Consider the following 12,156-nt stretch of genomic DNA (forward strand, 5'->3'; position numbering starts at 1 on the left):
CGCCGGACATGAGCTTTAAAGCGCTTTATAGGGTCTTCTTTAAAAGGGTATCCATCGTTTTAAAGAGGACGTTAATTGCAGTGACTTAACGACCCTTGCCACTCATGGAGCCGCGGTTGTAATCCTTGTCGCCTTGTGGAATACAACGACCAAAGCCGAGGAAGCCGCCTTGCATATTGGATGGGCAACCCTGGTTTTCAGGAAACTGCTTGGCGATTTCCTTGGCTTCTGCTGCTTTGGCGGTATCCAAAAACTCCCAGCGGCCGTTCGGGTGCAGTACGATTTTCTCGCCCTTGTCGGTGGTGCCGGTGATGTCTTGTGGCTCACTGTCGGCGGCATGGGCAAAAGGAGTGAGGGCGGCCAGTAACAGGCCGAGGTAAACGAATTTCATGGATTGTCCTTATGGTTAAGCGGCAGTTCTGCCGTGCAGTTGTACCAGTTTTTTCAGTTCGGGCACGCATGAGCCGCATTGCGTACCGCACTTGAGCTTGTTTTGCAGGGTAATGAAATCAGCGCCCATCTGTATGGTATCAATAATTTCGTTCTCTGCCACATTCAGACAATTGCACACGATCTTGCCGCGACTCCTTTGGCCAGTGGGCGGTGCACTCAGCGGCGCCAGTGCCCAGCGTCGCAGCTCATCGCTGAGCTGGCCTTCTGACATCACTTCGCGCAGCCATTCGGCCGCCAGGGTTTCGCCTATCAGCCGCACACCAGTCACTTGCTGGCGCCCGGTCTCGGCGTCGGGTTCCACCAGAATACGCTTGCTGATGCCGCGCCGCGCATCCTGATAATTCAGCATGGGCGCGCCCTCTGTCATGCCCAGCAGCGCATCCAGCGCGTCAATCACCGCTGCATCGGGTGCCGCATGGTGCGCTGCCTGCAGCACGACCATGCCGTTGCCGCGCCCATAGAGCCCGCAACTTGCATAGTCGAAACCGGGCAGCAGGCGGCGAATCGCTTCCAGCAAGTGCATGTCGTCGCAGTTGCGCATCACGGTCATCTGCCATGCCAGCTCGACTTTTTCCAGCTTGACGGCAGTGTGCTTGAGTTCGGGCTGGCGCGAGGTTTTGTCAAAAGCGGATGGCATGAGCGCATTGCAGCCCAGCCCGCTCATGAACTGGCTGCCCCAGTGCATGGGAATAAAACTCTGAGCCGGCTGTATTTCATCCGAAGGCTGCGCGCGCAGGGTCAGGCTGCCACGCTTGTTGCTCACCTTGACCAGGTCGCCCGATTTGATCTGGCGCCTCTCCATATCTTGCTGGTTGAGCGAGATCACCGGCTCATCCACATGGTTGAACAGCTGGGCCACGGTTCCTGTGCGACTCATGCCATGCCACTGGTCGCGCAGGCGGCCGGTGAGCAAATGCAGGGGTAACCGCGCATCGGTTTTGTCGGCAGTGGGCTTGTAATGCGCAATATGGAATTGGGCGCGGCCATCCGGTTTGGGGAAAATGCCATCGCTGTACAAGCGTTGTAAGCCAGTACTTACCTTCTCGCCAAGCGGCCACTGCTGTGGACCTTGCTCATCCAGCTGCTGATAGCTGAGGCCCGTGATATCCAGATCGCGCCCCCGGGTCGATTCGCGATGCTCATTGAAAATGGTCTCTGGCACCAGGTAGTTGAACAGCGTGCTTGCCTTGCCCAATCGTTGCTCCAGACGCTGGGCAAAGTCGACCACGATCTCCCAGTCATGGCGGGCCGCTCCCGGTTTGGCTACCGCAGGGGTGATGTGGGTAATGCGCCGCTCCGAGTTGGTGACGGTGCCTTCTTTCTCGCCCCAACTGGTGGCGGGCAGCACGACGTCGGCATAAATATTCGTATCGGTATTGCCATAGGCATCTTGCAATACCACCAACTCGGCATTATCCAGCGCGGCTCGCACATGGTTGAGGTCAGGCATGGAATGCGCCGGATTGGTGCAGGCAATCCAGATTGCCTTGATTTCGCCTGATTTCAGGGCATCGAACATTTCCACGGCGGTCTTGCCGGGTTTTGCGGGAACATCGTCTACGCCCCACAAGGCGGCAACCTCGGCGCGATGCTCGGGATTATCCAGATCACGATGTCCGGAAAGCAGATTGGCCATGCCACCCACCTCACGGCCGCCCATGGCATTGGGCTGACCCGTGAGTGAAAAGGGCCCGGCGCCCGGTTTGCCGATCTGCCCGGTGGCAAGATGCAGGTTGATGAGCGCGGCATTTTTATCGCTGCCGTGGATGGATTGGTTGAGCCCCATGCAATACATCGAAAGTGAGGGACCACTACCAAACCATTTGGCAGCCGTCACCAGATCGGCCTCGCGAATGCCGCAAATGTCCGCCACCATCTTCGGCGTGTATTCGCGTACGGTTTCCTTGAGCGCATCAAAGCCGTTGGTGTGCTCGCGGATAAAGGTCTGATCGAGCATGCCTTCCCACAGCATGATGTGCAGCATGCCGTTGAACAGGGCAACGTCGGTGCCCGGCTGGATTGCCAGATGCAGGTCGGCCGCATTGGCGGTGTCGGTGCGGCGTGGGTCCACTACCACTATCTTCATGTCCGGGTTGCGTGCCTTGGCATCTTCAATCCGGCGAAAAATAATGGGGTGGGCGTAGGCGGTGTTTGAGCCCGCGATGAAGAGACAGCGGGTATGGTCTATGTCTTCATAGCAGGCGGGCGGGGCATCGGCGCCCAGCGTCAGTTTGTACCCACTGACGGCCGAACTCATGCACAGGCGCGAATTGGTATCGACGTTGTTAGTGCCGATCAAGCCCTTGGCCAGTTTGTTGAAGACGTAATAATCCTCGGTCAGCAACTGACCGGAGATATAAAACGCGACGCTGTCCGGCCCGTGCTGACGTATGGTGTCGGCAAAGCGGTCCGCCACATGGTCAAGTGCCGTATCCCAATCTGTGGGCTGGCGCGGCGCCTGACGGCTGGTGCGCAATTCGGGTTGCAATACGCGAGTATCCAGCTTGGCCGTGAGGTGCAGCGTGGAGCCTTTGGTGCATAGACGGCCGAAATTGGCAGGATGATCGGGGTCGCCGCGCACGCCGGTAATGCGGTCATCTTCACTGGAGATGATCACGCCGCAGCCGACGCCGCAGTAACAACAAGTGGATCTGGTTTCTTTTAGCATGATTCTGGGTACCGCTGGTTAACGCCAACGCTGCATGACAGGGTCGACAGCGCCTGCGGATGACAGGCCATCCTCGCGGCTGAAATTATCCTTGCATGATGGCGTTGCATGATCAAAAGCCTGTGCCGTGCCGTCTTCAGGACGGAATGTCCAGAAATACCATGCCGTCTTCAACCTTGACGGCGAAGCAGGCGGTTTCGCCGACATCCGGCTCTTCTGCCTTGCCGTCGATCAGGCTGATTTTCCAGCTATGCAGCGGGCAGGCCACCTTGTCACCATACACAATACCTTGCGACAGCGGGCCACCTTTATGCGGGCAGCTATTGTTCAGGGCAAACACGCGGTCATCCTCGGTGCGGAACACGCCGATGTCGCCCTTGGCTGTGCGCACCACGCGCGAACCCAGCTTGGGGATGTCGGTCAGGGGGGCAATTTTGGTCCAGGTACTCATAAAAAACTCCAAATCAAGAGATGGCAACGCAACAACAAAAACACAAAACGTACTAACAAAAACTTGACAAGCCGCTGTCCTGCACGCGCCTAAACCCGGCGGTATTACGAGACGATCAACAAGTACAGCAGCATGAAATTCACCATTAACGATACCAGCGCAATCCACTGCCATTTCACCAGTCGCGCCCGGGCAATCAGCGGTGTGCGTGGTGGCGGCAAAATCGGCCGGGTTTCGCCTATTTCCAATGCCAGCAGCATTTCTTCGGCGGTTTCAAAACGCTGCTCGGGCAGGCGGGCAACCGCTTTCAGCAGTATGTTTTCCAGCCAGCGCGGAATCTCCGGCCGATAACGTGTCGGCGGCACCGGCTCGCCAAAGCGCGGATGCTGAAAAGGCTCAATCTCGCCATAGGGGTATTTGCGCGTCAGCAGGTAATACAGGGTGACGCCCGCCGCATAAAGATCGCTGCTGACGGAGGCGCCTGCGCCATCAAACAGCTCGGGTGCCATAAAGCTCGGCGTGCCGGGGTTATCCATACTGGCGATATGGCCGGTCACCGGGCTTAGTGCCACGCCCAGATCGAGTATGCGCAGACGCTGATCCATCGCCATGTGCAGATTGGCTGGCTTGATATCGCGATGCAGTATCTGCAAACGGTGCAGGGCACCCAGGCCGCGCAGCAGGGCAATGCCAATGCCGGTAATGCCCGCGGTGGTGAAGTGATGGCCATTGTCCAGCCGATGTTGCAGGGTGGCGCCTTCATGCCAGCTCATCACGTAATACAGCTGGCTGCGTTGCTCGGCGGTCAGCGGCAGCACTTGTGGCAGGTATTGTGATACCACGCGCTTGGCCAGCCATTCTTCATTGAGCAAGGCCTGGCAGCTGTCGCGGTCTTCCGCCAGCAGCGGTTGCAGGGTTTTCAGCACCCACAGCTGACCGGTGATGCGGTGGCGCACTTTGTAGATCAGGCTGGCGCGCGATTCATGCAGCACGCTCAGCACTTCAAACTGATCAATCGCTTCGCCCGTTTTCATCTTGGGCGGTACCCGCAGGTGGCGGTGCTCGGCCAGCAGGTCAGTGAGGGTTTCCTCGCCCAGTTGCACCACATGCGCGGCCAGCACGGTGGCATTGTCGTGGCCGCCCTGGGCAATCGCCAGTCGGGTCAGCTCATCGCAGATTAGCTGCGGGTTATCGTAAAGCCCCATTACCTGATGCAGCGTCGGCTGGTCCAGCACATCCCATACACCATCGCTCATCAGCGCATACACATCGCCTACCTGCAGGGCGCCATCGGCATAGTCGACAGACAAATGCTGATCCAGTCCGATGGCCCGTTTCAATACATGCCGCATGTCGGGCCGCTCCCACACATGGTCGGTAGTGAGCTGTTGCAGCTCGCCATTGCGCAGACGATAGATGCGGGTGTCGCCCACGTGCGCCGAGTAAAACCGCTGTCCGCGAAACACCAGCAGCGACAAAGTGCTGGCCATGCCAGCAAAGTCCTTGTGCTGGGCGGCTTGCGCCAGCAGCCAGCGATTGGCGGCGGTGATCACCTTGTCCAGCGCGCTATGCACTTCCCAGGTATCGGGCGTGGCGTAGTAGTCAGACAAGATACTGCGTACCGTCATTTCGGCAGCTTCGCGCCCACCAGCATTGCCGCTGACACCATCGGCCAGGGCGATCAGCGCACCCTTGGTCTGCAGCTGCATGCCGACCGGCGTCACCATGCCCGCAAAATCCTCATTGCGTTCACGCGGGCCGGTGGCCGTGCTTTGGCCGAGCAGCAATTGCAGTGACATGGAAAGAAGCCTATACCTTGGCCGACGTCACGGCAGCCGAGCCCCAGGTGGTGCGCCAGCGTTTTTTGACGCTGGTGAGGCCGATGACCGCCAGGATGGCAAGGCCTGCAAACACGGTCAGCCCGATCTGGTAACTGCCCGTGACTTGCTTGGAATACCCGAGGCTGGAGGCCAGGTAAAAACCACCGACACCCCCGGCCATGCCCACCAGCCCAGTCATCACGCCGATTTCCTTGCGGAAACGTTGTGGTACCAGCTGGAACACAGCGCCATTGCCCATGCCCAGCGCCAGCATGGCAGCGATCACGACGGCCAGCCCGGCCACTTGTTGCGCGGGCCCAAAACTCAGCACGAACAGGAAAAACGCCGCGACGATATACATTACCGTTAGCGTGCGGATGCCACCGATGCGGTCAGCCAGATTGCCACCCAATGGGCGTACCAGCGAGCCAGCAAACACACAGGCTGCCGTAAAGTAACCGGCATGCACCGGCGACAGGCCATATTGATCGTGGAAATAAATGGTGAGCGACGATGCCATGCCAACAAAACCACCAAAGGTCACGCTGTAAAAGAACATGAACCACCAGGCATCGCGGTCTTTCAGCACCGCCACATACTGGCTGATGGACTTGGCGGCGGGAGCATCCGGCGCATCCTTGGCAAACATCATGTACACCACCAGCGCAAACCCCAGCGGGATCAGCGCCAGGCCGAACACATTGTTCCAGCCGAAGGCAATCGCCAGCCCGGGTGCAAACAGGGCGGCCAGCGCGGTACCGGAATTGCCTGCTCCGGCAATGCCCAGCGCCGTGCCCTGATGTTCAGGCGGATACCAGCGCGAAGCCAGCGGCAGCGCCACGGCAAAGGCCGCCCCGGCAAAGCCGAGAAACACGCCCAGCAGCAAAGTGTGCTGATAGCTGTGAATGCCATGCAGCCAGGCCACCAGTAGTGCGGCGATGACAATCAGTTGGCCGATCAGCCCGGCTTTTTTCGGTTTGATCTGATCCACCAGCACGCCCATGACGATGCGGAGCAGCGCCCCGGCCAGCACTGGCGTGGCGACCATCAGGCCTTTTTGCGCCGGTGTCAGTTGCAGGTCGGTGGCGATCTGCACCGCCAGTGGCCCCAGCAGTACCCAGACCATGAAGCTCAGGTCAAAGTACAGAAAGGATGAAAACAGGGTGGGCTTGTGCCCGGCCTGCCAGAAACTTGTTTGCATGCGAATCTCCTCAGCAATACCAGGTACCCGCGTAGGCCCGGGCTATCAACAGCCCTGCCCCGCGCATGGCACGCGGTGCGTTAAACGGTAATGGTGTCGAATTCCTTGTGCGTTTCGCGCTGGTTGGCACGCTCGGCCCAGGGGTCTGTAGCCCCTTGCAGGGCAAACATCAGCCGCTCATAGGCGGCCTTGCGGCCTTCGGCGTCTTCCAGAATGCGTTTCTTCACATAATCCAGTCCCACGCGTTCTATCCAGTGCACGGTGCGGTCGAGATAGCGCGCTTCTTCGCGGTAGATCTGGATAAAGGCGCCGGAATACTCGATGACTTCTTCCGCGGTTTTTACCTTGCACAGGAACTGCGCGACTTCGGTCTTGATACCGCCATTGCCGCCGACATAAATCTCCCAGCCAGAATCGACGCCGATCACGCCTACATCCTTGATGCCGGATTCGGCGCAGTTGCGCGGGCAGCCGGAGACGGCGAATTTCACCTTGTGCGGCGCCCACATGTGGTCAAAGGCTTTTTCGATATCAATGCCAAGCTGGGTGGAGTTTTGCGTGCCAAAGCGGCAGAACTCGGAGCCGACGCAGGTTTTCACCGTGCGGATGCTCTTGCCATAGGCATAGCCAGATGGCATGTCGAGGTCTTTCCACATATCCAGCAGGTCTTCTTTCTTCACACCCAGCAAGTCAATACGCTGACCGCCGGTGACCTTGACCATGGGCACGGCGTACTTGTCGGCCACATCGGCAATCTTGCGCAGCTGGTCTGGCGTGGTGACGCCGCCGTACATGCGGGGTACCACCGAGTAGGTGCCGTCTTTCTGGATATTGGCGTGAACTCTTTCATTAATAAATCTTGATTGCGGATCATCCTTGGCTTCGTGCGGCCAGGTGGAGATCAGGTAGTAGTTCAGTGCCGGGCGGCAGGTGGCGCAGCCATTCGGTGTGCGCCAGCCCATGCCCTTCATGGCATCGGGGATGCTGAGGTATTTGTGCTTGCGGATTTCATCGCGCACTTCTTCATGATTGAAATCGCTGCAGCCACACACGGCCTTGGAAGTGGAAGGTGGCGCATAGCCACCGCCCAGCGTGGAAGCCAGAATCTGCTCGACCAGCCCGGTGCAGGAGCCACAGCTGGAGCCGGCCTTGGTCTGTTTCTTGACTTCATCAATGGTAAACAGGCCTTGGCTCTTGATCGCCTTGACGATGGAGCCCTTGCATACGCCATTGCAGCCGCAGACTTCCATCTCGTCGGTCATGCTGGAGGCTTTGTCCTGGCCCTGGTGGCCGGTATTGCCCAGGCTGTCCTGGCCGAACATCAGGTGGTCACGAATCTCGTGGATAGGCTTGCCATCGCGCAGCAGCTGGAAGTACCAGCTGCCGTCGGTGGTGTCGCCATAGAGCACGCTGCCAATGATTTTGTCATCTTTGATGACGAGTTTTTTGTAAACCCCGCCAACTGCATCGTGTAAAACAATTTCTTCGGCGCCGTCAGTCCCGCTGAAGTCGCCTGCCGAGAACAGATCAATGCCCGTCACCTTGAGCTTGGTGGAGGTGACGGAACCCTTGTAGAGGCCAATGCCGAAATTGGCCAGGTGGGTGGCGCAGACTTTTGCCATCTCAAACAAGGGGGCAACCAGGCCATAGCTGATGCCGCGGTGCGCCACGCATTCGCCCACGGAGTAAATGCGGGGGTCATAGGTTTGCATGGTGTCATTGACCACAATGCCGCGGTTGCAATGAATGCCTGCCGATTCGGCCAGCGCATAGTTGGGGCGTATGCCCACCGCCATCACCACCAGGTCGGCGGCAATCTCGCTGCCATCCTTGAAACGTACGCCGATCACACGGCCGTTTTTACCCAGAATCTGCTCCGTGTGTTTTTCCAGCAGAAAGCTTAGGCCCTTGGCTTCCAGTGATTTTTGCAGCATCTTGCCAGCGGTCTTGTCCAGCTGGCGTTCCAGCAGCCAGCCGCCGATATGCACTACGGTGACTTCCATGCCCTGAATCTTGAGGCCATTGGCGGCTTCAAGCCCCAGCAGGCCGCCGCCAATCACCACCGCATGCTTGTGCGTTTTGGCGGTGTCTATCATGGTATCTACGTCTTTAATGTCGCGGAAACCGATCACACCATCCAGCTCCTTGCCGGGAATCGGCAGCATGAACGGTGTCGAGCCAGTGGCCAGCAGCATGCGGTCGTATTCGGCCTCGGTGCCATCTTCGGCATAGGCAATGCGGCGCGTGCGGTCTATCTTCGCAATGCGTTTGCCGGTATGCAGCGTGATGTTGTGCTCGGCATACCACTCGCGTGTATTCAGGATGATGTCATCGATGGTCTGCTCGCCCGCCAATACGGGGGACAGCATGATGCGGTTGTAATTGGGGTGCGGCTCATCGCCAAACACGGTGATTTCATAGAGATCCGGGGCTATCTTAAGCAGCTCTTCTACGGTTCTCATGCCAGCCATGCCATTGCCGACGACGACCAGTTTCATTTTCTTCATACTCATTCTCCTACCTCTTGAAAATCACGCAGCTGCAACGGCTGCCACGTCCAGGTTCAGTTGTGCCAGGCGTACCACATCGCCCACTACGATAATCGCCGGGCTACCCAGCCCGGCTTGCTTGACGGCCATGGGCAGCATGCCCAGGCTGGTGACGACTTGCTGCTGCTCCGGCAAGCTGCCTTGCTGTATCGCGGCTGCCGCCGTTTCTGCCGATAAGCCCGCCGCCAGCAGCTCGCTCACGATGCTGGCGAGATGCTTCATGCCCATGTAAATCACCAGCGTAGTGCCGCTGGCCGCCAGTGCTTGCCAGTTGGGTTGCTCACCATCGCGGGTGTGGCCGGTGACCAGCGTGACGCCATGTGTATACTCACGATGCGTTACCGGCACGCCAATCGCCGCCGCAGCGGCTATACCGCTGGTAATGCCGGGGATGATGTCGACTGCAATGCCAGCGGCACGCAGCTCCAGCATTTCCTCGCCGCCGCGCCCGAACAGGAAAGGATCGCCGCCCTTGAGCCGCGCCACGGTCTGGCCTTGTTCGGCGAGCGATACCATCAGGCGATTGATGAAGTGCTGCGGAGTCGACTTGCAGCCGCCGCGCTTGCCCACTTCCACAATGCGCGCTTGTGGCGCATGCGTTAGCAGGGCACGGTTCACCAGGTCATCCACCAGCACCACATCGGCAGCCTGCAAGGCCTTCACCGCCTTGAGCGTAATCAGCTCGGGGTCGCCGGGGCCTGCACCTATCAAATACACTTTTCCTGCCATCGCATTCACCGTTTCAATCTTGGTACATTGTGTTCAAGGTCCGTCGCATTAGCGCTGGGCCGACTTCATGGCGCTGACGATCAACTCGTCCAGCTCGCCCGTGATGGCAGTGAGCACACCGGCCACCACCGAAAATTCCTTGCCAGCCTCGCCTGCGCGCGCCGCCATGATCTGCGCATTGACCGACACGATCTTGGCCTGCTTGGCGATTTGCTGGATGTTGCCCATTAGCGCCCGCTGCTCTTTTTGCTGGGTATGGGCGTGCTGTCTGGCTTCCGCTTCATATACCTGCGTGATCTGGTTGAGCAAATTGACCAGCGGGGTGGCCTGCTTGCCGAGTTCCTCCACCAGGGTGATGGCAGCCTGCGTGCCCAGCGCTTCTATCGCCGACCGGGCTTGCAGAATGAAAGCGCGGATGCGCTTGTCCGCCAGCTGCTCGCCAAAATAGATGGCCTGCAGCGCGGGGAAAAACACGCCTGGCAGCGTGGCATTGCCTTTTGTCAGCTCGCCATGGCTGGTCTCAAACAGCGCGAGTGCCTGTTGGGCCACGCCCACTGCTTCTTCATGCTGTTGCGTCGCCAGAATGGCATTGAGGATGATGCGTTGCGACAACATGCGCTGACGCCCGGCAAGGTTGATCAGCGAGCTGAATGTCTCAGAGCTGACGGCCTTGGGCTCTGCGCGGTGCGGGCGGCGATGTTGTAAAACAGTATTCATGCATGCATCCATCTGGTTTAAGTTGCTAAACGGTATCTGCATCCCGGGATGCAGATACCACGGGGTGATGACAAGTCCTGGCGGATGTATCGGCCTAGAACGTGTACATCACGGTCAGCCACAACTTCTCGGTATCGCGGATCCGCCCACGATTGCCAGCAGTGGTATCGGCGGCTGCCAGCAAGGTGTAGTGGTCATCCTCGGTGTATTTGCCGTATTCCAGCTTGGTGACCAGATGCGGGTTCACGTTGTAGGTCACGGCGGTATTCCATTCGGTGCCGTACTTGTTACCAAAGCCGCCACCCACGGTGTTGAAGCGTTCGTCTGATTTCAGCACGTGGTAATCGGCAAAGAACAGGAAGTCGCCCCATTTGTAGGTGGCAGTGACAAAGCTGTCCTGGATGCCTTCTACTGGCGTGGTCAGGAATTTATCGACCCAGCCCTGGAACAGGTGGTTGGTGCCAAATGGAGTCTGGAAGGCATACTGGCCGTTGTTGCTGGACAAGAGCTCCTGATCGGCGCGAAGGCTGAAGTTATCAATGCCAACGCCGCCGCCCAGCTTGTAGTAGTGGGCATCAATGCGGGAGTCGCCACCGCTGTAATCGGTCTGCTTGGCGTATTCGGCAGTGTAAAGCGCGCGCAGGTTGGGGTTGAACGGGTGCACGCCATCCAGCCGCAGACCCAGGATTTTGTTGCCCTGGTCAGCGTTCTGGTTGATGTTGCCGTTCTTGCCCTGAGCGACACCGCCGGTAGCGGCAGCATTGCCAAACCACCCACGGCCATAGCCTAGGTCATCAAAGCCGGAGAAGTAGCCATAACCCACCAGGAATTCCGTGGGTGACAGGCGGTATTTGGCATTCAGGATTTCCAGCGCGCCGTTGTCGCGGGTTTCGGTGGTGATCTGCTTCACGCGCTCCATGTGGCCCACGAAGACTTCGGTATTGGGGATGGTCTTGTTGAGCAGGCTCACGCCGTCAAACACCTGCATGACCTGACGGAAACCGATGTCGCCAATAAAGCGTACATTATCCAGATTGATCTGCTGGCGGCCCAGGCGCACGCGGTTGTTCTTGATGCCGGTCCAGTCGATATACAGCTGGTTGATGCCGGTGTAGTCGGGGTCGACAATTTTGGCGTATTCAGCGTGGCTGGTTTGATTGGATACGCTGTTGATCAGGGTGCCATTGGTGCTGTCGTTGTAGTCATCCTGAAACTTGGCGACATCAATCATCTGTGCTGCAAAGCTGAAATTCTGGTAAGGCGCGGTTTGCCAGCCGATCAGGCTGCGTAGCGTCAGGCCCTCGCCATCCTTGAGGGCATTGTTGGCGGCGGAGGTGCCCGCTGGCCCCAGGCCGTCCTGATTCACGTTTTCATAGCGCAGGCGAAAACTGGTGAGGTTTTTGCCGGTCTTGATGGCATCCATGAAGGTATATTCGGGCAGAGTCTCTTCTGCCATGGCGATTGATGTCTGTGCGCTGCCTAAGGCCAGCAGTACGCAAATGCTGGCTTGACGCAAGGTGAAACTCGAATTACTTTGCATGTGTTGCTCCTTTTTTCTGATGAGGGGT

At 58.5% G+C, this 12,156-nt stretch carries 9 protein-coding genes; all 9 read right to left on the reverse strand.

Features of this window, described 5'->3' with window-relative positions; all coding sequences use genetic code 11:
* Window positions 1-85: 85 nt before the first annotated feature.
* The 9 genes from LG204_RS02770 to LG204_RS02810 all read right to left on the reverse strand — a co-directional run bounded on the left by LG204_RS02770 (window position 86) and on the right by LG204_RS02810 (window position 12,128).
* Complete coding sequence (locus LG204_RS02770; protein WP_230335835.1) at window positions 86-391, reverse strand: hypothetical protein; 306 nt, start codon at window positions 389-391, stop codon at window positions 86-88.
* A gap of 15 nt (window positions 392-406) precedes the next feature.
* On the reverse strand, window positions 407-3,121 hold the full coding sequence (locus tag LG204_RS02775; protein WP_230335836.1) for a nitrate reductase: 2,715 nt from the start codon (window positions 3,119-3,121) through the stop codon (window positions 407-409).
* A 136-nt stretch (window positions 3,122-3,257) separates the two neighbouring features.
* Entirely contained in the window at window positions 3,258-3,572 is a 315-nt protein-coding gene (nirD, locus tag LG204_RS02780; protein ID WP_013441169.1) for a nitrite reductase small subunit NirD, read from the reverse strand.
* 104 nt (window positions 3,573-3,676) lie between these two features.
* A complete protein-coding gene (locus LG204_RS02785) occupies window positions 3,677-5,371 on the reverse strand; it encodes a bifunctional protein-serine/threonine kinase/phosphatase (protein ID WP_230335837.1) in 1,695 nt (564 codons plus the stop codon).
* Window positions 5,372-5,381: 10 nt separating this feature from the next.
* Window positions 5,382-6,593 carry a nitrate/nitrite transporter gene (locus LG204_RS02790; RefSeq protein WP_230335838.1) on the reverse strand — a complete coding sequence of 404 codons (1,212 nt, stop codon included), beginning with the start codon at window positions 6,591-6,593 and terminating at the stop codon, window positions 5,382-5,384.
* An 80-nt stretch (window positions 6,594-6,673) separates the two neighbouring features.
* A complete protein-coding gene (gene nirB, locus LG204_RS02795; RefSeq protein ID WP_230335839.1) occupies window positions 6,674-9,100 on the reverse strand; it encodes a nitrite reductase large subunit NirB in 2,427 nt (808 codons plus the stop codon).
* 24 nt (window positions 9,101-9,124) lie between these two features.
* Window positions 9,125-9,871, reverse strand: coding sequence for a uroporphyrinogen-III C-methyltransferase (cobA, locus tag LG204_RS02800; protein ID WP_230335840.1), 747 nt, complete (start codon window positions 9,869-9,871; stop codon window positions 9,125-9,127).
* A 48-nt stretch (window positions 9,872-9,919) separates the two neighbouring features.
* A complete protein-coding gene (locus tag LG204_RS02805) occupies window positions 9,920-10,588 on the reverse strand; it encodes a type IV pili methyl-accepting chemotaxis transducer N-terminal domain-containing protein (RefSeq protein ID WP_230335841.1) in 669 nt (222 codons plus the stop codon).
* A gap of 94 nt (window positions 10,589-10,682) precedes the next feature.
* The gene (locus LG204_RS02810) at window positions 10,683-12,128 is read right to left on the reverse strand and encodes an alginate export family protein (protein ID WP_230335842.1); all 1,446 of its coding nucleotides are present in this window, start codon (window positions 12,126-12,128) and stop codon (window positions 10,683-10,685) included.
* Window positions 12,129-12,156 lie beyond the last annotated feature (28 nt).

The organism is Methylovorus menthalis (assembly GCF_020523625.1).
In the GTDB taxonomy this organism is placed as follows: Bacteria; Pseudomonadota; Gammaproteobacteria; order Burkholderiales; family Methylophilaceae; genus Methylovorus; species Methylovorus menthalis.

Bases quoted from the DNA above. Each gene is read 5' to 3' on its own strand.
- LG204_RS02810 (WP_230335842.1), bottom strand. From the start codon at position 12,128: ATGCAAAGTAATTCGAGTTTCACCTTGCGTCAAGCCAGCATTTGCGTA.
- LG204_RS02775 (WP_230335836.1), bottom strand. From the start codon at position 3,121: ATGCTAAAAGAAACCAGATCCACTTGTTGTTACTGCGGCGTCGGCTGC.
- cobA (WP_230335840.1), bottom strand. From the start codon at position 9,871: ATGGCAGGAAAAGTGTATTTGATAGGTGCAGGCCCCGGCGACCCCGAG.
- LG204_RS02785 (WP_230335837.1), bottom strand. From the start codon at position 5,371: ATGTCACTGCAATTGCTGCTCGGCCAAAGCACGGCCACCGGCCCGCGT.
- LG204_RS02770 (WP_230335835.1), bottom strand. From the start codon at position 391: ATGAAATTCGTTTACCTCGGCCTGTTACTGGCCGCCCTCACTCCTTTT.
- nirB (WP_230335839.1), bottom strand. From the start codon at position 9,100: ATGAAGAAAATGAAACTGGTCGTCGTCGGCAATGGCATGGCTGGCATG.
- LG204_RS02790 (WP_230335838.1), bottom strand. From the start codon at position 6,593: ATGCAAACAAGTTTCTGGCAGGCCGGGCACAAGCCCACCCTGTTTTCA.
- nirD (WP_013441169.1), bottom strand. From the start codon at position 3,572: ATGAGTACCTGGACCAAAATTGCCCCCCTGACCGACATCCCCAAGCTG.
- LG204_RS02805 (WP_230335841.1), bottom strand. From the start codon at position 10,588: ATGAATACTGTTTTACAACATCGCCGCCCGCACCGCGCAGAGCCCAAG.